Raw genomic sequence first — 19,464 nt, forward strand, 5'->3', positions numbered from 1 at the left:
GCCGACGCTCCCGAAACCCGGAGTCAGTTGGTGAGTTCAGCGTCCGAAGGGGCCGGATCATCGGCCCGTGGCTTCGGGCGTCGTGAGTGAGGATGGCAATGTCTGATACGGCGGCACCAGGGCGTGCTGTGGCCAACGCGGTGGCAGACCAGGTCGAATTGCGCCAGCTGCTGGCCGGATTGACCGCGGTACGCGACGGCGATTTCGGCACCCGGCTGCCGACCGACGCCGACGGACTGCTCGGCGAGATCGCCACGGTCTTCAACGGCATGGTCGATCAGCTGTCGCTGTTCACCTCCGAGGTGACCCGCGTCGCACGCGAGGTCGGCACCGACGGGCGGCTCGGCGGCCAGGCCGAGGTGCCGGGAGTGTCGGGCACCTGGAAGGACCTCACCGAATCGGTGAATGCCATGGCGGGCAACCTGACCAGTCAGGTGCGTGACATCGCGCAGGTGGCGACCGCGGTGGCGCGCGGCGATCTCTCGCAGAAGATCGACGTGGACGCCCGCGGCGAGATCCTCGAACTCAAGAACACCGTCAACACCATGGTCGACCAGCTCTCGGCATTCGCCGACGAGGTCACCCGCGTCGCGCGCGAAGTGGGTTCGGAGGGCCAGCTCGGCGGCCAGGCCGAGGTGCCCGGAGTGGGCGGCGTGTGGCGAGATCTCACCGATTCGGTGAACTTCATGGCCGGCAACCTGACCGCGCAGGTCCGCAATATCGCCCAGGTGACCACCGCCGTCGCGCGCGGCGACCTGGGGCAGAAGATCACGGTGAGCGCGCGCGGGGAGATCCTCGAACTCAAGAACACCATCAATACGATGGTCGATCAGCTGTCCTCCTTCGCCGACGAAGTCACCCGCGTATCAAGGGAAGTCGGCACCGAGGGTGCGCTGGGCGGGCAGGCCGACGTCAAGGGCGTCTCCGGAACCTGGCGTGACCTCACCGATTCGGTGAACTTCATGGCCGGAAACCTGACGGCTCAGGTGCGTTCGATCGCGCAGGTCGCCACCGCCGTCGCGCGCGGCGATCTGACGCAGAAGATCACCGTGAACGCGCGCGGCGAGATCCTCGAACTCAAGAACACCATCAACATCATGGTCGACCAGCTGTCCTCCTTCGCCGACGAAGTCACCCGCGTCTCCAGAGAGGTCGGCACCGACGGCAGGCTCGGCGGGCAGGCGGACGTCAAGGGCGTCTCCGGCACCTGGAAGGACCTCACCGAATCGGTCAATGTGATGGCCGACAATCTCACCGCGCAGGTGCGCTCGATCGCGCAGGTGACCACCGCGGTCGCGGATGGTGATCTGACACAGAAGATCCGGGTGGATGCCCGCGGCGAGATCCTCGAACTCAAGGAGACCATCAATACGATGGTCGATCAGCTGTCCTCGTTCGCCGACGAGGTCACCCGGGTGGCCCGCGAGGTCGGCACCGAGGGCAATCTGGGCGGGCAGGCGACGGTGCGCGGCGCGTCCGGCACCTGGAAAGACCTGACGGACAACGTCAATGTGATGGCATCGAACCTGACCAACCAGGTGCGCTCCATCGCGCAGGTCGCCACCGCCGTGGCGCGCGGCGATATGAGCCAGAAGATCAATGTGGAGGCCAAGGGCGAGGTCGCGGCGCTGGCCGGGGTGATCAACACCATGGTCGACACGCTCTCCGCGTTCGCCGACGAGGTCACCCGCGTCGCACGCGAGGTCGGCACCGAGGGCATGCTCGGCGGGCAGGCGCGGGTGCCGAACGTCGCGGGCACGTGGAAAGACTTGACGGACAACGTCAATTCGATGGCCAACAACCTGACCAATCAGGTGCGCAATATCGCGCAGGTGACCACCGCGGTCGCGCAGGGCGATCTGACCAGCAAGATCGACGTGGACGCGCGCGGCGAGATCCTGGAACTCAAGACCACCATCAACACCATGGTCGATCAGCTCTCGGCGTTCGCCGCCGAGGTCACCCGCGTCGCCCGCGAGGTGGGTTCGGAGGGACGCCTGGGTGGCCAGGCGGAGGTCGAGGGCGTCTCGGGCACCTGGAAACGCTTGACCGAGAACGTCAATGAGCTCGCGGGCAACCTCACCCGCCAGGTGCGCGCCATCGCCGAGGTGACCAGCGCGGTCGCCGAGGGCGACCTGACCCGCTCCATCACCGTCGAGGCGTCCGGCGAGGTCGCCGACCTCAAGGACAACATCAACTCGATGGTGGAGTCGCTGCGCGAAACCACCAGTGCCAACCAGGATCAGGACTGGCTCAAGACCAACCTCGCGCGCATCTCGAGCCTCATGCAGGGTCAGCGCGATCTGCACGTGGTGGCCGAGCTGATCATGGATGAACTCGCGCCGCTGGTCTCGGCGCAGTTCGGCGCGTTCTACCTCGCCGACGACACCGCCGAGCCGCCGGAACTGCGACTGCTCAGCGCCTATGGCAGCCCCGACGAGCCCGGCGGCACACCGAAATTCACCTTCGGACAGTCCCTGGTCGGCCAGGCCGCGCGCAGCCGCCGCACCATCGCCGTCGACGATGTGCCCGGCGACTATGTCACCATCTCCTCCGGGCTCGGCCGGACCGCGCCGGTCAACCTGCTGGTGCTGCCGATCGCCGTCGAGGAGCAGGTGCTCGGCGTCATCGAATTGGCGTCGCTGCACCGCTTCACGCGCATTCACCGCGACTTCCTCGATCAGCTGATGGAGACCGTCGGCGTCAACGTCAACACCATCATCGCCAACGCGCGCACCGATGAGCTGCTGGTGGAATCGCAGCGGCTCACCTCCGAACTACAGGCCCGCTCGCAGGAGTTGCAGGTTCGGCAGGAAGAGTTGCAGCGCAACAACTTCGAGATGGAGGAGAAGGCGGGACTGCTGGCCATGCAGAACCGCGACATCGAGGCCAAGAACCTCGAGATCGAGCAGGCGCGACAGGAATTGGAGACCCGCGCCCAGGAGCTGTCGCTGGCCTCGAAGTACAAGTCGGAGTTCCTGGCCAATATGAGCCACGAACTGCGCACGCCGCTCAACAGCCTGCTGATCCTGGCGCAACTGCTGGCGCAGAACCCGACTCGCAACCTCACCCCCAAACAGGTGGAGTACGCGGGGATCATCCATTCCGCGGGTTCGGATCTGCTGCAACTGATCAACGACATCCTCGATCTGTCCAAGGTCGAGGCGGGCAAGATGGATCTCGCGCCGGAACGGGTGGCGCTGCGCAAGCTGCTCGACTACGTCGATGCCACCTTCCGGCCGCTGACCACCCAGAAGAGCCTTGGTTTCCGGGTCACCACCGCGGCGGGTCTGCCGCTGGAACTGCTCACCGACGATTCCCGGCTGCGGCAGGTGCTGCGCAATCTGCTCTCGAATGCCGTGAAGTTCACCGAGATCGGTTCGGTCGAGTTGCAGATCGGGGCCGCGGACACCCATGAGATGCCCGCGACCGTGCGCCGCCACGGCCCGGCCGTCGCCTTCCGGGTGATCGACACCGGCATCGGCATTGCCGAGCATCAGCTGGAGTCGATCTTCAGCGCCTTCCAGCAGGCCGACGGGACGACCAGCCGCAAGTACGGCGGCACCGGTCTGGGCCTGTCGATCAGCCGCGAGATCGCCTACCTGCTCGGCGGCGCGATCACCGCGGAAAGCACTGTCGGACAGGGCAGTACCTTCACCCTGTACCTGCCGATCGCGCGACCGGACTTCCAGGAGACCGCGCACGCCGAACGCGACAGCGCGCCGCAGACCGACAGTCCGGCCGAGCGGGCCACCGGACCCGCGACCCCGCATCAGCAGCGCCGGCTGCTGGTGGTGGAGGAACGCGCGCAGGGGCTGCTGTCGCTGGTCGCGCAGAGCGCGGTCGCCGATCTCGCCAACAACAACGATCCCCGGGGTCCGGTGCAGGTGGTGAGCGCCGTCGGTGTCGGTGAGGCGGCGAGTGTGCTGGCGTCGGAGGTATTCCACTGCGTCGTACTGGAATTGGATATGCCCGACAACGCGGCGCTGCTGTTCATCGAGACCATGGCCGGGGATCCGGCGTCGCGCAGCGTGCCGGTGCTGGCCCACAATCATCGCCTCGACAGCGAGCAGGAACGGCTGCTACAGGAGCGCAGTGCGGGCCGCTCACTCGAATTGCTCTCCAGCCTGGACGAATTGCGTGAACGCATCGCGTTGCACGTCACCGCCGAGGCCCCGGGTGACGTGCTGCCGCTGGTTCGCCGTGAGGAAGCGCCCGCCGTGGCGGCCAGTCAGCCGGTCGGGGAACTGGCCGGGCGGACGGTGCTCATCGTCGATGACGATGCCCGGAATCTGTTCGCGCTCAGCAGCATTCTCGAACTGCACGGTGTCGGCGTGGTGCACGCGGAGAACGGCCGGGAGGGCATCGACAAGCTGATCGCGCATCCGGAGACCGATCTGGTGCTGATGGACGTGATGATGCCGGAGATGGACGGCTACACCGCCACCGCGACCATCCGGGAGATGCCGCAGTACGCCACACTGCCCATCATCGCGGTGACCGCCAAGGCCATGCTCGGCGATCGGGACAAGAGCCTCGCGGCCGGAGCCAACGACTACGTCACCAAACCGGTCGATGCCGACGCACTGCTGGCCTGCATCCACCACTGGCTGGGCGTGCAATGACGGATTCGGGCAGCCGCGTCACCGCGGTCCCCGCACCCCACGGTGATTCGCTGGCCCAGCGTGAGATCACCCGGCTGGCGGCCACGGTGGAGCGCCTGCGCGGCGAGATCCACCGGGCCCAGGCCACCGCCGACGGGCGCGCGCTGATCGAGATGGCCAAGGGTGTCCTCGTCGAGCGGCTGCGCTGCGGACCGGCGCAGGCGGTCCGGCAGTTGAACACGCTCGCCGAGCAAACCGGGGTCACCGCACTGGAATTGGCGGCCGATCTGGTGAATCAGGCGGCGCGCGACAAGGTCAGCGCGGCGGTCGGGGAGTTTCTGGAACGCACCGCGAGCACTGGCGAATCGCCGGTGGCGGTGCGTCTGCGCACCGCGGAGAGCGCCTTGCTGGCCGCGGGCGATACCCAGCGGGTGGCGCAGGCGGTCTTCGATCACGCCCTCGCGCCACTGGGTGCGACGGCGGTCGCGATCTGGGCCACCAACTCCGATTCCTCGCTGTCGCTGGTGGGATTCGCGGGTATCGGCCGGTACGAGGCCGAGCGCTGGCGTTATGTGCCGCCCGGCGTGGCGACTCCGGCCGGGCAGGCCCTGCTCAATCGCGACACCGTCTGGATCCCGGATCTGCACACCTCCGGGCTGCCGTCGGTCGCCGGGCGCGACGGCGGGCGCGCCGCGGTTCCCGTGGGTGTGGGCGGCAAACTGCTCGGGGTGCTCGAGGTGTGCTGGCCGACGCCGATCGAGCCGCAACCACCCCAGGTGCAGCGACAGCTCGAGGCGCTGGCCGAATTATGCGGGTACACACTGGAATCCGATCTGGCTACGGTCGGCACCCCCAGCCCCTCCCCCGCGACCACGGAACTCGCGCGGCTCACGGACAGTCTCTTCGACCCGGCGCTGGTGCTGGTCCCGCACCTGGATGCGGACGGCGCGCTGTCGGATTTCCGCATCCACCACGTGAATACGTGCTTCGTCGATCCCGCAGGACGACCGGGCGGACTGATCCAGGGTGCGCTGCTGCTCGAGGCCTACCCGATGTCGGCGACCCGGGGGCGGCTGTTCGAGCGCATCGAGCACGTCTTCGCCACCGGCGAGAGCTACCGGGCGAATCCGGTGGTGCTGACCGAACTGGTCGACCAGGTGCCGCTGAGCGTGTCGGCCGCCCTGAGCATCAGCTGTCACGGCGACAGCGTGCTGCTGGTGTGGCGCATCCAGGACGAGGCGGCCCGGCTGGCCACGCTGCTGCAGCACGCGCAACGGCTGGGCCGGGTCGGCGGTTTCGAGGAGAACGCGGCCACCGGCGAGATCACCTGGAGTGCACAGCTTTTCGATCTCTTCGGGCTCGCGCCGACCGCCGACCCGATTCCGCTCGCGCAGCTGCCCGCGCACGTCGACGAGGCCGACGCCGACACCGTCCGGCACTTCCTGCGGTCGATGCTGCACTACCACCGCTCGGTCTCCGCCGCGTTCCGCCTGGTGCGGCCGGGCGGGGCCATCCGCCATATTCGCATCATCGCCGAACCGGTCCTGGACGCGCCCGGGCATCTGCTCACCGTTCGCGGTGTGTACCAGGATATTTCGGCCCAGCACTGGACCGAGATCGCGCTCTCGGCCACCCGCGACCGGCTCGCGCACACCGAGGAGCACGCCGCCGAGCAGAGCCGCCTGGCCCGGCGACTGCAGCAGGCGATCATGCCCGACACCCAGCCGTCCATCGAGGCGTTCGGGCTCGGCGTCGCCGTCCGCTACCGCCCCACCGAACAGGATCATCTGGTCGGCGGGGACTGGTACGACGCGGTGGTGCTGCCGTCGCGCAAGATCCTGGTCTCGGTGGGCGACATCACCGGACATGGCATCACCGCGGCCACCGGAATGGTGGTGCTGCGCAACGCCCTTCGCGGTCTCGCCGCCACCGGGGCCGGGCCCGGCCAGATGCTCACCTGGCTCAACCTGGTCGCACGGCATCTCACCGAGCACATCTACGCCACCGCGATATGCGGCCTCTACGACCCGCAGACCCGGGTGCTGCGCTGGGCCCGCGCGGGCCATCCGCCGCCGGTGCTGGTGCGTTCCGGGCACGCGTCGATCCCGGCCGCCCCCGACGGCATCCTGCTCGGCGCGCTGGCCGAGGCGACCTACGAGGAAGCCGAGATCCACCTGGAAGCCGACGATGTGCTGCTCCTCTACACCGACGGACTGATCGAACGCCGCGACCGCCAACTCGACGACTGCGAACAGCGATTGCTCACGCTCTCGGCCCAATTCACCGGCAGCCTCGACGATCGCCTCGATCACCTGCTCGACTCCAGCGACGCGAACACCGACGACGACACCTGCGTCGTCGGCATTCAGCTACGCCCGGAGCTGGACTCCGAGACGAGTCAACCGTTCCAGGCCGCCTCGGTCGAGACGACCTGAGAACCGGTGGCCGTCGGCTCAGTTGAGGCCCGCGACCTCCTGGGCGATGCCCGCCAGCCGACTCTGGGCGGCCGACACCACGCCCTGCCGCCGCTTGTTCGCCTCCTCGTACGCCAGCACCGCACGCACGTCGGAGGATTCGTTCAGGTCCTTGATCTCGGCGACGGCCTGGGAGACGTTGAGATCGGCGAAACTTCCGCCTTGATGTATCGAGCCCGGTCGAGCAGCTGATGCTCGAGCCGCAGATCGCTGAGCAGGGCCTCGTCGAACGGCCTCTGGACGCACTACCCAGATCCGCGAGTCATAACGTTGTGGTGCAAAGCAATTCAGCTGACTTCCGAGCAGCAGCGAAACGGTGGAGCGCCCGCGAGTGCGGGCACTCCACCGTGGGGTGGGGCAGCTAGGCCTTGCGACGTGCGCCCGAGCGGGCCGGATTCGACTGCTCTGCGGCCTTCGGATCGGACTCGTCCTGCTTGGCTCGCACGCCGGACTCGACGCGGTCACCGAGTTCCTTGTCGACACTGCGCCAGTATTCGAACGCGCGGGTGAGCACGGGGGTGCTCACGCCGTTGAGCAGATGGCCGACGATGTTGTCCACCAGTCGCTGCCGGGCGGCATCGTCTAGGACTTCGCGGACCAGGGTGCGGGCCTGGCCCCAGTCGTCGTCCTCGGCGCGCAAAGCGTATGCGGTGCGCACCATTTCGCCGTCGGTGTGCCAGCCGACCACGGGGCCCGACACCTCCGGGTCGGCGTGCGGGCCGCCCTTGGAGTTGGGTACGTACACCGGATCCGTGACATTGGTGTAGCGCATCTGCCCGTCCTTGGAGTACGAGTGGACGGGCGCGGCGTGCGGTGAATTGACCGGCAGCAGTTTGTAATTCGCGCCGATGCGGTGGCGGTGAGCGTCCGGATAGGAGAACCAGCGCCCGAGCAGCATCTTGTCCGGGCTCGGGCCGGTGCCGGGGACCGCGTTGCTCGGTTCGAAGGCCGCCTGCTCGATCTCGGTGTGATAGTCGGAGGGGTTGCGATTCAACGTCATCCGGCCGACCTCGATGAGGGGATAGTCGGCGTGCGGCCACACCTTCGTCAGATCGAAGGGGTTGAACCGGTAGGTCTTGGCGTCGTCGAACGGCATGATCTGCATGTGCAGGGTCCAGCTCGGATACTCACCGGCGACGATGTGCTCGAACAGGTCTCGCGTGTGATAGTCGGTGTCCATGGCGGCCATCTGGTCGCCCTCGTCCTGGGTGAAGAACTCGACACCCTGATCGCTCTTGAAGTGGTACTTCACCCAGAAGCGTTCGCCCGCGGCATTGTACCACAGGTAGGTGTGGCTGGAGTAGCCGTTCATGTGCCGCCAGCTGCGCGGGATGCCGCGGTCACCCATCAGCCAGGCCACCTGGTGCGCGGACTCCGGGGACAGGGTCCAGAAGTCCCACTGCATATCGTGGTCGCGAAGGTTGTTGTCGGCGCGGCGCTTCTGCGAACGGATGAAGTCCTGGAACTTCATCGGGTCACGCAGGAAGAACACCGGGGTGTTGTTGCCGACCATGTCGAAATTACCCTGCTCGGTATAGAACTTGAGCGCGAAGCCGCGCGGATCACGCCAGGTGTCCGGGCTGCCGCGCTCACCCGCAACGGTGGAGAACCGGGCCAGCACCTCGGTCTGCTTACCGGGTTGGAAGACGTCGGCGCGGGTGTAGGCGCTCACGTCGTGGGTGACCTCGAAGGTTCCGAAGGCGCCGCCGCCCTTGGCATGTGGCTGCCGCTCGGGGACGCGTTCGCGGTTGAATTGCGCCATCTTCTCGATCAGATAGGCGTCGTGCAGCAGAATCGGCCCGTCGGGGCCGACTGTCAGTGAGTGTTCATCGCTCGGCACCGGAATTCCGGCGTCATCCGTGGTGTAGCTGCTTCGATCGGACATGCTCCTCCTCTGCGTAGCTACTTCCGACGTCCAACAGTACGCCGGATGACAACGTCGGACCGATGCCGGTCGACCGGATGCCAAATTGCAGTGCGCAGAGTTTGCAATACTGTTTGCCACCACCGCGATGATCGAGTCCTCAATATCGGATTTCTCGAAAACCTCTGTAGCCAGCCGTTATACCCGGTGATCGGGCGCTCAAACCTCGCGGTAACCATATGATCACGAAGGTCAGCGCAGTCCGAATTCACCTTGCCGACCGGGCCGGACCATGCAACTGTGGACGACAGTTTGGCTCAGTTTCACCCCTCAACGACGAAGGGCTTTGAAATGAGTGACGAACTTTCCACCGATGCAGACATAGACGCATTGGATTTTCTGGCATTGGATCTCGGCAGAAATTCGCTCCGCCTCGATGATTCACACAAGCGCCCGTTGCATATCGTTCTGGTAGCGCCCCCCTACTTCGATATCCCGCCGACCGGATACGGCGGCGTCGAGGCCGTGGTGGCGACGTTGGCCGACGAACTGGTCGAGCGCGGCCACCAGGTGACCCTGCTGGGCGCTGGGCGGCCGGGCACCAACGCCAGGTTCATCCCGCTGTGGGACGAGGTACAGACGCTTCGGCTGGGCGAACCGTATCCGGAGATCGTGCACGCCTTCAAGGCCTGGCGCGTCATCGAGGCCCTGCACGCCGAGCAGCCCATCGACATCGTGCACGACCACACCTTCGCCGGGCCGGGCAATGCCGCCGCCTACCGGGCGCTCGGCATCCCCACCGTGGTGACGGTCCACGGACCCGTCGATGCCGAAATGCACGAGTACTACCGGGCTTTCGACGACAGTGTGCGACTGGTGGCGATCAGCGATCGCCAGCGTGAGCTCGCCCCCGACCTGAATTGGATTGCCCGCGTGCACAATGCGATCCGGCCGGACGAATGGCCGTTCCGCACCGAGAAGCTGGACTACGCACTGTTCCTGGGCCGCTACGCGCCCTACAAGGGTCCGCACCTGGCGCTCGAGGCCGCGCACGCCGCCGGGCTGCGGCTGATCCTGGCTGGCAAATGCAACGAGCCGCCCGAGCACGCCTTCTTCGACGAGTTCGTGCGGCCACTGCTGGGTCCCGACGACGACGTGTTCGGTGAGGCGGACGCCGTGGCCAAGCGGCAGTTGCTGGCCGGGGCGCGCTGCCTGCTGTTCCCGATCCAGTGGGAAGAACCGTTCGGCATCGTCATGATCGAGGCCATGGTCTGCGGCACCCCGGTGATCGCGCTGCGCGGCGGCGCGGTGGCCGAGGTGATCGAACACGGGGTCACCGGCTGGATCTGCGAGAGCCCCGACGAACTGCCCGCGGCGATCGCTCGCATCGGGGAGATCGACCCCCGCGCCTGCCGGGAGCGGGTCGAGAAGCTGTTCGCCACCGCGGCATTCGCGCGCGGCTACGAGGACGCCTACTACCGGGCGGCGAGCACCGCTCGCGTCCCGGAGCCGGTGCGGCGGCGCACCGCTCGGCGGACCCCGATCGTCCTGGGCCCGCGTGGCACTCGCCTGCCGAGCGGGCACCTGTGAGCGTTTTCAACGCCGGACCGCCGACGCCCATCTCGGGCGTCGGCGGTGTCGTCACCCTGGTCGAGGCGAGCACGTTCTGCCTGTCCGATCCGCTCGGCGACATCCATCCGGGCACCGCGCACGGACTGTTCCACCGCGACGCGCGGATGCTGAACCGCTGGGAATTGCGCCTGGACGGTGTTGCCCCGGAACAGCTTTCGGTCGCGGTGCGCGAACCCTTCCGGGCCCGGTTCGTGGCCCGCAAGCCGCCGCCGCACGGCATCGCCGACGCCACCGTGCTGGTGCAGCGCCGGCGCACCATCGGCGAGGGGTTGCACGAGGTGATCACGGTGCACAACCTCGGCGACGAGGACACCGCGATCACGGTGACCCTCACCGCCGACACCGATTTCGCCGATCTCTTCGCGGTCAAGGAAGGCCGCGTGCACGGCGGTGGCGGCGAACTCACCGCGGTCGGCGGGGTGCTGCGCCTGGCCGACCGCACCAATCCCGAACGGGCGGTGATCATTACCGCCGATGCCGACCCGGTCATCCAGCCCGGCTCGCTGACCTGGCGCATCGTGGTGGCACGCCGCAGCGTCTGGCACACCACCGTGCACTGCCGTCCCGCCACCGGGCGGCACGACACCTCGGGTTTCGACGAGGACGAGGACGGTCCCGCCACCAAGATCCGGCACTGGCGCGCCACCACCACCTCGTTGACCGCCTCCGGACAGGGCCTCAACGCGATCCTGCAACGCACCGAAACCGACCTGGGCGCACTGCGTCTCGACGATTCCGCCGACGGCACCGCGTATGTCGCGGCCGGTGCGCCGTGGTTCATGGCACTGTTCGGGCGGGACAGCCTGCTGACCTCGTGGATGGCGCTGCTGCTGGACAGCGATCTCGCGGTCGGGACCCTGCGTCAGCTCGCCGAATTGCAAGGCACGCAGGTCAATCCGGTCACCGAGGAGGAGCCCGGACGGATCATGCACGAGCGTCGCTACGGGCCCGGTAGCGATCGGGTACTCGGCGGCACCGTCTACTACGGGACGGTCGACGCGACTCCGCTGTTCGTCATGGTGCTGGCCGAATGCCTCCGCTGGGGTGCGTCCGAATCCGCTGTGCAGCAGCTACTTCCGGCCGCCGATGCGGCAATGGAGTGGCTGGGGAGCTACGGCGACCGCGACGGCCTGGTGGTCTATCACCGCAAGACTGATCGTGGTCTGGCCAATCAGGGGTGGAAGGACAGTTGGGACGCGATCAGTTTCAGCGACGGCCGCCTCGCCGAACCGCCGATCGCGCTGTGTGAGGCGCAGGGCTACGCGTACGCGGCGGAACTGGGCCGCGCGGATCTGGCCGAATCGAGCGGCGACCACGGTACCGCCGACCGCTGGCGAGCCCGGGCCGCCGACCGCCGGGCCCGCTTCGACGAGGCCTTCTGGATGCCGGACTGCGGCACTTACGCGCTGGCACTGGATGCTTCGAACCAGCCGGTGGACGCCATCTCCAGCAATCCCGGCCACTGCCTGTGGACCGGCATCGTCCCCGACGAGCGAGCGGCCGAGCTGATCGAACGCCTCAGCGCCCCGGACCTCAACAGCGGCTTCGGATTGCGCACCCTGTCCTCCACCGCCCGGCGCTTCAACCCGATGGGCTATCACACCGGCTCGATCTGGCCGCACGACACCGCGATCGCGGTGGCCGGACTGCTGCGCTACGCCCACATCCCCGGGGCTCTGAAGCTGGCCGAACGCCTGGCCACCGGACTCCTGGAGGCGATCCTGGAGTTCGGCGCCCGCCCACCGGAACTCTTCTGCGGCTTCAGCCGCAGCGAATTCCACTCCCCCATCCCCTATCCCACCTCCTGCTCCCCACAGGCCTGGGCCAGCGCCGCCCCACTGCTGCTCATGCGCTCGTTCCTGGGCCTGCAACCCGACGCACCCGCCCGCACCCTCACCATCGCGCCGCGGCTCCCCGAACGCGCGGGCACCATCCGGCTCACGGATCTGAAGCTGGGTGGGGCGAGCATCACCATCGAGGCCACCGGCACCGAGGCGGAAGTCACCGGGCTACCGGACGACTGGCAACTGCGCCGTCTCTGAACCGGCACCGAAGTCGGAACAATTGTCAGTTCCTCCGGATACCCGCGGCATGGGATGTTGGGGACCCTCGAGGACGGCTGGGCCCTGAAAAGCCTTTCCTCATGCTGCGCGACGATACGGCGTCGAGGACTTCCGATGCTCGTTCACCAACGGCGCCTTCAATCTCTACCTCGACCAGCACAAGGAATCCGAGCACGCACCGAATCCGATGCCGACGGGAAGCGCCGGTTCGCTCTGACGGGTTGCCGGGTCTGCGGCGATGATTCCGCGGACCCCGGCGGCACCTCTGATAACGTCCGAACCGGACACGGGGTGCTCCGCGCCACGAGCGGGGCTGAGAACACACCCGCAGCACCTGACGCAGACAATGCTGACGAAGGGATGTCGCGTGACGACCACACCACCCGAGCCGGACGCTCCGCAAAAGCTCGCCGAAGCCCGTGCGGCACTGGCGACTTCGGCTCCACTGGTCCAATGCTTGACCAACCGGGTGGTCACCACCATCACCGCCAATGTGCTGCTCGCGGTCGGGGCCGCGCCGGCGATGGTCGACAATGTCCACGAGGCAGCGGATTTCGCCCGGATCGCCTCGGCGGTATTGATCAATCTCGGCACCCCGGACGATATGACGGCCGCGGCGATGCGGTTGGCCGCCGAGGCCGCGGCCGCGAGCCGAACCCCGTGGGTGCTCGATCCGGTCGCGGTCGGCGGCTTGGCCTTTCGCACGGCACTCGCCCACGACTTGCTGCAATACCGGCCGACGGTGATTCGCGGGAACGCCTCGGAAGTGATCGGTCTGGCCGGAGCCGGGCAGGGCGGTCGTGGCGTCGACTCGACCGCGGGCAGCGACGAGGCCCTGCCGGCGGCCCGCGACCTCGCCGCACGAACCGGTGCGGTGGTCGCGGTCTCGGGCGTCACCGACCTGATCGTCTCCAAGACCGGGACCGCACGCATCCGCGGCGGGTCGGTATTGCTGACCCGGACCACCGGGGCGGGCTGCGCGCTCGGTGGCCTGACGGCCGCCTACACGGCGGTGACCGACGACCCGTTCATCGCCGCGGTCGCCGCGCACCTGCACGTCGCCATCGCCGCAGAAGAGGCCGAGGCGCTCTCGGCGGGACCCGGTAGTTTCGCGGTGGCCTGGATCGACCGACTCGACGCAGTCGGGCCCGATGACCTTGCCGCAGGCCTGATTCGGCGGCTCGGATGAGCATCGAGCGTCCCGGTCTGCGCGACCAACTGCGACTGTGCCTGATCACCGACACCGCGATGTGTGGTGAGCGCGGCGTGCCCGCCGTGGTCCGGGCCGCGGTCGCCGGTGGGGTCTCGATGGTCCAGGTGCGATCCAAGAACACCTCGGACCGTGACCTGCTCGCCCTCACCCTCGCCGTCCGAGAATGCTTGACCGGCACCGGAGTTCCGCTCATCGTCGACGACGCGGTCGACGTGGCCGTGCTGGCCGGTGCCGACGGCGTGCACGTCGGTCAGACCGATCTCCCGACCGATCTGGTCCGCCAGTGGGTGGGTCCGGATTTCATCATCGGACTCTCCGTGTCCACCATGGCGCAGGCGGTCGCGGCCGAGGCTGCCGACTATCTCGGCATCGGCCCGATCTGGGCCACCGCGACCAAGCCGGACGCCGCCGGTCCGGTGGGCCCGATCGGGCTGGCCACGCTGGTCGCCGCCACCGGACTGCCGACGGTCGCGATCGGTGGCATCCACGCCGACACGGTCCCGCAACTGGCAGGCACGGGTGTCGATGGCGTGTGCACGGTTTCGGAGATCTGCGCCGCGCCGGACCCCACCGCCGCGGCCGCCCGGCTGCGGGCCGCGGTCGATGACATCCGGCGGATGCGACCGTGACCATCTGACGGTGCGGCGGGCCTCGGTCAGCCCAATCGGCCGAGGATCTCCTCGGATTCGAGGAGGCCGATGTTGCTCGGGGCGGTGCCCTGGCTGAACACGCGAGCGTGCTGCTTGGCGCGCAGGTCCTGGTGCGCCTCGGCGGGCTTGTCGTAGCCGTACCGGGTGCGGGCCTCCTCCGGGCTGACCACCTCACGCCGCAGTGGCGGAACCCCGAGGAAGATCGGGCGCAGCACCGGGAAGGTCATCGGCGAAAGCAGCTGCACCACAAGAAGTTCGGCTCGACGGTTCAGATGCACGACCCGGAAGGCCAGCTTCAGCCAGAGCGGGATCAGCGCGTCCACGATGCGCGACTGCCGCAGTCCGGACATCTCCCGCATCCACAGCGGCATGGTGGCGATGGTGCCCGCGCGCAGGGACCGATCCGCGATCCAGGTGACCGGGCGCAGGAAGAACGGCAGCTTGGGCAGCATCACCTCGGCGCGCAGCAGATGATTCATCGCCCGCCTGGCGATTTCACTGCCGGACAGTTGCGGTCGCATCGCGTCGAAGTACGCCTGCACGCCCTCGCGGGTGCGGGGAACATCTGCGGGAGAACAGGTTTGCAGCTCCGCCGCGACCGCGCATTCCTGCCAGTACTGCGCCTCGTCCTCGGCGCTGAGGCGGCCCGGACCGTACTTCTCGTAGGCGTAGAGAATCGAATGCCAGGCCGTCAGGTGGATCCAGAGCTGCGAGGCCGGATCGTTCGCGTCGTAGGGCGCGCCACTGTACGGGTCGGTGCCGATCGCCTTGGAATGAATTTTAACCAGCACGTCGGCAGCCTGAGAGGTCTCGCGCGAACCTCCGAAAGCCACCAGCGCGAAGTACTTCAGGGTCCGGTCGTAGCGGGTACGCGGCCGCTTGTAGATGTCGTGCGTCTGGTCCACCGCCGCCACCAGCGCGGGATCGAGCTCTTCGATGACCACGGCCCGCTGGAACCCGATGGACAACGAAGTCGGATAGCTCCACACCTTCCACGTCACCGAGCCGGGCCCGAAGAACCCGTAATCCTCGTGCGGCTGTGTGGTCTTCTTCCGAGGTAGCGCAAACTCCATATGGATCCTCTCAGCAGCCAGGTCGGTCATCGGCGTCGATCACCGACCCGAGTTGGTCAGGGAATGCATGCGGTAACACTCCGGGTCATGTTATCCAGCAGTGGAATTTCCCACTGCGCGACAGGCCGGAATCGCGCCGAGTGCCAGGCTCCGAAACCTCCGGGCCACCATTCTGCCAAAATGGCTGCCGCTCTTACGGTTTCATCGTTCGCAGCCGGTCACCGCCCTCTGACATCTCCAGTCACCGCAGAATCACACGTTCGGAATTGCCCATTCGCTCCGCTGAATAATCTCGATCTCGCATTGTGATTCGAGAAACACGCCGCGCTCCGCATGTTCACCAGCGGAACTCGAAGTTTGCCGTCATATCCTGTTACTCCGAACGACGTCAATGGTGATGGAGAGATGGGGTAACGATGAAGCGCTTGTTGTCGGTCATGGCGGGACTGGTTCTCATCGCGGGCGCCGGAGCGTGTTCGAAGGACTCGACGCCGTCACCCACCACCACGACCGCGAAACCGACTACCACCACGTCCTCATCCACCGCGCCGACTACGACAGCGCCTCCGGCGCAGCCGACCACCACGGTCGGGCAGCGGGGTGCGGACGGCTCCACCGGAAACGGCCTGAGTGCCGAATACTGTGCGAAGAACCAGGATCCGGGATGTCCGCGAGGTAGCTATGTCGGGCCGAACGCCATCCAGAATCCGAACGGCGACGGCACCTGGGTGCCGTGCGAGGGCACGATCTGCACCAACCCCAATCATGGTGCGGGCCCGGACACCACCGCCGCGCCGGTCGAACCCACCACGACTTCCCCACAGAATTCGGGCCAGGTCGAGGGCGCGCCGTGCGAGGGCGACGGCCGCTGGGTCCATCTCGACGGCGGCAATGCCGGGCACTACGGCACCGAGTGGCTCTGCCAGCACTGATTCCAATTGGAAATACGGAACGGTCGGCAGGCACAATGCCCACATGATCACCGTTGATGCCGTCTACCTCGGCGGACAGTCGCTATCCGGGCTCCGGGCAACGAGTTCCGACCACCGCGGTCAAGCTGCGGGGGCGTTCGCGTGGGTGGGTGTGCGGGATCTCGACGACGATGATCTCGCTCGCCTGCACGACGCCGTCGGCGTGGATCCGGTGCTGCTGTCCAGAGCGCACCGGTCCCTGCAGCGGCCCGGCTTGGAGGTGCACGGCGACACGGTGGTCATCGCGATGCCCACCGGTCGCTACCGGCACCAGGACGTCTCCATCGACGTGGAGGACGTATTGCTCGCTGTCGGAAGGGATTTCATCGTCACCGTCGGCAGTGAACTCGCTCCCCCGGAGTTCGACACCGACCTCACCGGCGGCCCGCTCGCCGCGTTCCGTCTCGTCCTCGACCTGATCCTCGACGACTACCTCACCCTGCTCGAGCACCTCGACCGGGAAATCAAACAGGTCGAGCGAGAAGTCTTCTCCACCAACGGCGAAAACCCCGTCGAACAGATCTACCGCCTACGCCGCCTGCTGATGGAATTCGAACAGACCACCGCCCCACTCGTCGACGAACCCCTCGAACGCCTGGTCCGCCGCCGCCTCCCCGCCTGGATCGCCGAAGATCCCTACAGCGCCAATGTCGGCGACGAGGCCCTGCACGAAATCGACCGCCAATTCCGGCATATCGACAATCGCGTCACCGGCCGCCGCGAACTCCTCGACGGAATCCTCAACGCCAACCTCACCCAGGTCGGCATCCGCCAGAACGAAGACATGCGCAAAATCTCCGCCTGGGTCGCCACCGCCGCCGCCCCCACCCTGGTCGCCGGAATCTACGGCATGAATTTCGAAGGCATGCCCGAACTTTCATGGGAGTACGGCTACCCAGCCGCCCTCGGCGTGATGGTCACCCTGGCGGCTCTCGTCCAAGCCCTCTTCCGCCGCAAAGGATGGCTCTGAGTGCGAAATTACGAAAAGCAAGCGGCACTTACCGGCAACAGACCCTGATCGGCACTACCGTTGACCGAATGGCGAGTAGGGACATCACGGTCACCGTGGGCGAGGAAGACTGGTTCACCCTCGAGGGTGCGGCCGAGCATGCCGGCATGAGCGTGGAAGCCTACGTGTCTTGGGGCGTAAGAATTTTGGCGATGCAGTCCCGCCCCGGAGGCGCGAAACAGGACCGCACCGCAGCCAGCCCGAAGGCGACCCGCCGCGCAGTCGAGACCGCCGAAGAATCGGAATCCGCAGCATGGACGGAAACCTTCTCCGAACGCCTCTCCCAGCGCGCCGACCGCTACGACCACGACTGACCTCGCCCCATCGTCACGGTGGCCACCGATCAGGCACGGCGACTCGAGATTTCGAGGTAGCCAGCGCTGCACTCAGTCCGGCTCTCCCGACGCGATCTCGCCACCGACTGAACGGCATCCGGCGACCAAGAGGGCGATCCGAAACAACTACGCGTTTCGGACCGCCCGGGTGGGGTAGTCCCCGCTCATGACCGTGATGCACGAGACGCTCCCCCACCGGACCTTCGGGCCGGTCCTGGTCCGCAGTGCCGAAATGCGCACCTCGGCACGGCGGCATCACCGTCTCGTACGCGCCCAGCTCCGCTTCGCCGTATTGGCTGGCAGCTGTGTGGGTTCCGCGGTCGCGATCCTCGCCACCATGCCCCTCTGACTCTCCAATTACGTTCGGGCAGCGGAGGAGTCGTGGTTGTATTCCGCGACGGATCCGAGCAGGGCTGCCGTGGCGTTCCGATAGAGCGATGATTTGACGTTGCCGAGGGCAGGTCCAGAGGTGTTGGCCAGGCTCTGCGCATAGGCGACAGCGGATTTCAGCACATCGCCCTCGTCGGCGACCGCGTCGACCAAGCCTGCGGTCAACGCTTCGGCCCCGCCGTAGCGGTGCCCGGTGACCAGGGCACGGCGGGCCACGGGCAGCGGCAGCTGTGACTGCGCCAGCTCGACCATGCCGGGAGCGTAGTTGACGCCGAGAGTGACGCCCGGGAAACACACATAGCCACGGTCGTTGCGCATAACTCGATAATCGTGCGCGATAGCGAGAAACGCACCGGCGCCATAGGAGTGGCCGTTGATGGCCGCGACGGTCGGCATGGGCAGCGTGAGAATCCGGGCGAACAGGCGCAAGAGGCCAGCTACGTTGTCGTTGATTCGGTCGGGATGCTTTGCGCCCCATTCGATGTCGAACCCGGTGGAGTAGAACTTGCCGTCCCCGACCGTGACCAGGCCACGAGGACCGGAGCTTGCAGCGACCTCATCGAGGAGAGCGTCCATTTCGGCGACCCAATCCGGATGAAACCGGTTCTCGGTATCGCGCTCACCCTTGTTGCCCAGGTGTGCGATGAACACCTGTCCTTCTTGCTGCAAATACGGCATTTTGCCAAGGTATCGCATGGACCAGGTCAGAGGCGGTTTCCACCTCTGACCAGTCAGGCCTAGGCATCATCGAACGGGCGTCCCCCGACCGCACGGCCTGCGGGATTCAGGGAGTTGCTCGCCGGTCAGTGATCGTCGTAGTGGTCGCCGTGGGCGGCATGACGGTGTCCGTCGTGGATGTAGTCGACGTGGTCGCCGTGCGGCACCGCCACATGACCGCAGCCCTCCCCGTGCGCGTGATCCTGGTGCGGATGAGACACGTGCTCGCCGGATTCACACTCGTCGAAATGGTCGTCGTGCGCACGATGCAGGTGGCCGTCGTGGGCGTAGTCGACGTGGTCGCCATGCGGCACCGCCACATGCCCGCAACCCTCCCCATGCGCATGTTCAGGGTGTGCGTGAACGAGATGAGCTGTGGTCATGGCTACTGAATCATCCTTTCGACACGGAGATGAACTTCGACGGGCGAAACCATAGCAAATCCGCATGACCAGCCCCGTCCCCCTCG

Annotated in this window: 14 protein-coding genes, 1 pseudogene and 1 riboswitch; of the genes and pseudogenes, 10 read left to right on the forward strand and 5 right to left on the reverse strand. The window is 67.0% G+C overall.

The window, feature by feature from the left end; translation table 11 throughout:
- Window positions 1-98: 98 nt before the first annotated feature.
- A complete protein-coding gene (locus tag OG300_RS17375) occupies window positions 99-4,625 on the forward strand; it encodes a HAMP domain-containing protein (RefSeq protein ID WP_405497175.1) in 4,527 nt (1,508 codons plus the stop codon).
- Window positions 4,622-7,039, forward strand: a complete 2,418-nt coding sequence (locus tag OG300_RS17380) for a SpoIIE family protein phosphatase (RefSeq protein ID WP_405497177.1) — start codon at window positions 4,622-4,624, stop codon at window positions 7,037-7,039. The genes OG300_RS17375 and OG300_RS17380 overlap by 4 nt, the downstream gene beginning before the upstream one ends.
- Before the next feature lie 18 nt (window positions 7,040-7,057).
- On the opposite strand, the pseudogene OG300_RS17385 reads toward OG300_RS17380, so the two are convergent.
- Window positions 7,058-7,231: pseudogene (locus OG300_RS17385) on the reverse strand (ferritin-like domain-containing protein); the annotation flags it as partial.
- Window positions 7,232-7,439: 208 nt separating this feature from the next.
- The gene (locus tag OG300_RS17390) at window positions 7,440-8,963 is read right to left on the reverse strand and encodes a catalase (RefSeq protein ID WP_405497179.1); all 1,524 of its coding nucleotides are present in this window, start codon (window positions 8,961-8,963) and stop codon (window positions 7,440-7,442) included.
- Between the two features lie 435 nt (window positions 8,964-9,398).
- Between OG300_RS17390 and OG300_RS17395 the strand changes: the two genes are divergently transcribed.
- From OG300_RS17395 to thiE, 4 genes are all read left to right on the forward strand, one after another.
- Window positions 9,399-10,532, forward strand: coding sequence for a glycosyltransferase family 4 protein (locus OG300_RS17395; RefSeq protein ID WP_405497181.1), 1,134 nt, complete (start codon window positions 9,399-9,401; stop codon window positions 10,530-10,532).
- Entirely contained in the window at window positions 10,529-12,616 is a 2,088-nt protein-coding gene (locus OG300_RS17400) for a glycogen debranching N-terminal domain-containing protein (protein WP_405497183.1), read from the forward strand. Before OG300_RS17395 ends, OG300_RS17400 begins: the two co-directional genes overlap by 4 nt.
- A 298-nt stretch (window positions 12,617-12,914) precedes the next feature.
- Window positions 12,915-13,015, forward strand: a riboswitch (TPP riboswitch).
- A complete protein-coding gene (thiM, locus tag OG300_RS17405) occupies window positions 13,005-13,826 on the forward strand; it encodes a hydroxyethylthiazole kinase (RefSeq protein ID WP_405497185.1) in 822 nt (273 codons plus the stop codon). (Overlaps the previous riboswitch by 11 nt.)
- Window positions 13,823-14,479 (forward strand): thiamine phosphate synthase, encoded by a 657-nt coding sequence (gene thiE, locus OG300_RS17410; protein WP_405497187.1) that lies wholly within the window; start codon window positions 13,823-13,825, stop codon window positions 14,477-14,479. The genes thiM and thiE overlap by 4 nt, the downstream gene beginning before the upstream one ends.
- Window positions 14,480-14,505: 26 nt before the next feature.
- Here thiE and OG300_RS17415 read toward each other — a convergent pair whose 3' ends face one another.
- Complete coding sequence (locus tag OG300_RS17415) at window positions 14,506-15,573, reverse strand: oxygenase MpaB family protein (protein WP_405497189.1); 1,068 nt, start codon at window positions 15,571-15,573, stop codon at window positions 14,506-14,508.
- Between the two features lie 416 nt (window positions 15,574-15,989).
- Between OG300_RS17415 and OG300_RS17420 the strand changes: the two genes are divergently transcribed.
- From OG300_RS17420 to OG300_RS17435, 4 genes are all read left to right on the forward strand, one after another.
- Window positions 15,990-16,505, forward strand: a complete 516-nt coding sequence (locus OG300_RS17420; protein WP_405497191.1) for a hypothetical protein — start codon at window positions 15,990-15,992, stop codon at window positions 16,503-16,505.
- A gap of 43 nt (window positions 16,506-16,548) precedes the next feature.
- Window positions 16,549-17,514, forward strand: a complete 966-nt coding sequence (locus OG300_RS17425; protein ID WP_405497193.1) for a CorA family divalent cation transporter — start codon at window positions 16,549-16,551, stop codon at window positions 17,512-17,514.
- A 68-nt stretch (window positions 17,515-17,582) separates the two neighbouring features.
- Window positions 17,583-17,867, forward strand: coding sequence for a hypothetical protein (locus tag OG300_RS17430; protein WP_405497195.1), 285 nt, complete (start codon window positions 17,583-17,585; stop codon window positions 17,865-17,867).
- 187 nt (window positions 17,868-18,054) lie between these two features.
- On the forward strand, window positions 18,055-18,237 hold the full coding sequence (locus OG300_RS17435; RefSeq protein ID WP_405497197.1) for a hypothetical protein: 183 nt from the start codon (window positions 18,055-18,057) through the stop codon (window positions 18,235-18,237).
- Window positions 18,238-18,245: 8 nt separating this feature from the next.
- Here the strand turns inward: OG300_RS17435 and OG300_RS17440 are convergent, their stop codons facing one another.
- Window positions 18,246-18,956 (reverse strand): enoyl-CoA hydratase/isomerase family protein, encoded by a 711-nt coding sequence (locus OG300_RS17440; protein ID WP_405497199.1) that lies wholly within the window; start codon window positions 18,954-18,956, stop codon window positions 18,246-18,248.
- Between the two features lie 125 nt (window positions 18,957-19,081).
- On the reverse strand, window positions 19,082-19,378 hold the full coding sequence (locus OG300_RS17445) for a hypothetical protein (protein WP_405497201.1): 297 nt from the start codon (window positions 19,376-19,378) through the stop codon (window positions 19,082-19,084).
- Window positions 19,379-19,464 lie beyond the last annotated feature (86 nt).

This window comes from Nocardia sp. NBC_00511 (genome assembly GCF_045161165.1).
Lineage (GTDB): Bacteria > Actinomycetota > Actinomycetes > Mycobacteriales > Mycobacteriaceae > Nocardia.

Coding starts and splice junctions, on each gene's coding strand:
- OG300_RS17420 (WP_405497191.1), top strand. CDS start 15,990: ATGAAGCGCTTGTTGTCGGTCATGGCGGGACTGGTTCTCATCGCGGGC.
- OG300_RS17380 (WP_405497177.1), top strand. CDS start 4,622: ATGACGGATTCGGGCAGCCGCGTCACCGCGGTCCCCGCACCCCACGGT.
- OG300_RS17390 (WP_405497179.1), bottom strand. CDS start 8,963: ATGTCCGATCGAAGCAGCTACACCACGGATGACGCCGGAATTCCGGTG.
- thiE (WP_405497187.1), top strand. CDS start 13,823: ATGAGCATCGAGCGTCCCGGTCTGCGCGACCAACTGCGACTGTGCCTG.
- OG300_RS17435 (WP_405497197.1), top strand. CDS start 18,055: ATGACCGTGATGCACGAGACGCTCCCCCACCGGACCTTCGGGCCGGTC.
- OG300_RS17430 (WP_405497195.1), top strand. CDS start 17,583: ATGGCGAGTAGGGACATCACGGTCACCGTGGGCGAGGAAGACTGGTTC.
- OG300_RS17440 (WP_405497199.1), bottom strand. CDS start 18,956: ATGCCGTATTTGCAGCAAGAAGGACAGGTGTTCATCGCACACCTGGGC.
- OG300_RS17445 (WP_405497201.1), bottom strand. CDS start 19,378: ATGACCACAGCTCATCTCGTTCACGCACACCCTGAACATGCGCATGGG.
- OG300_RS17425 (WP_405497193.1), top strand. CDS start 16,549: ATGATCACCGTTGATGCCGTCTACCTCGGCGGACAGTCGCTATCCGGG.
- OG300_RS17415 (WP_405497189.1), bottom strand. CDS start 15,573: ATGGAGTTTGCGCTACCTCGGAAGAAGACCACACAGCCGCACGAGGAT.
- OG300_RS17375 (WP_405497175.1), top strand. CDS start 99: ATGTCTGATACGGCGGCACCAGGGCGTGCTGTGGCCAACGCGGTGGCA.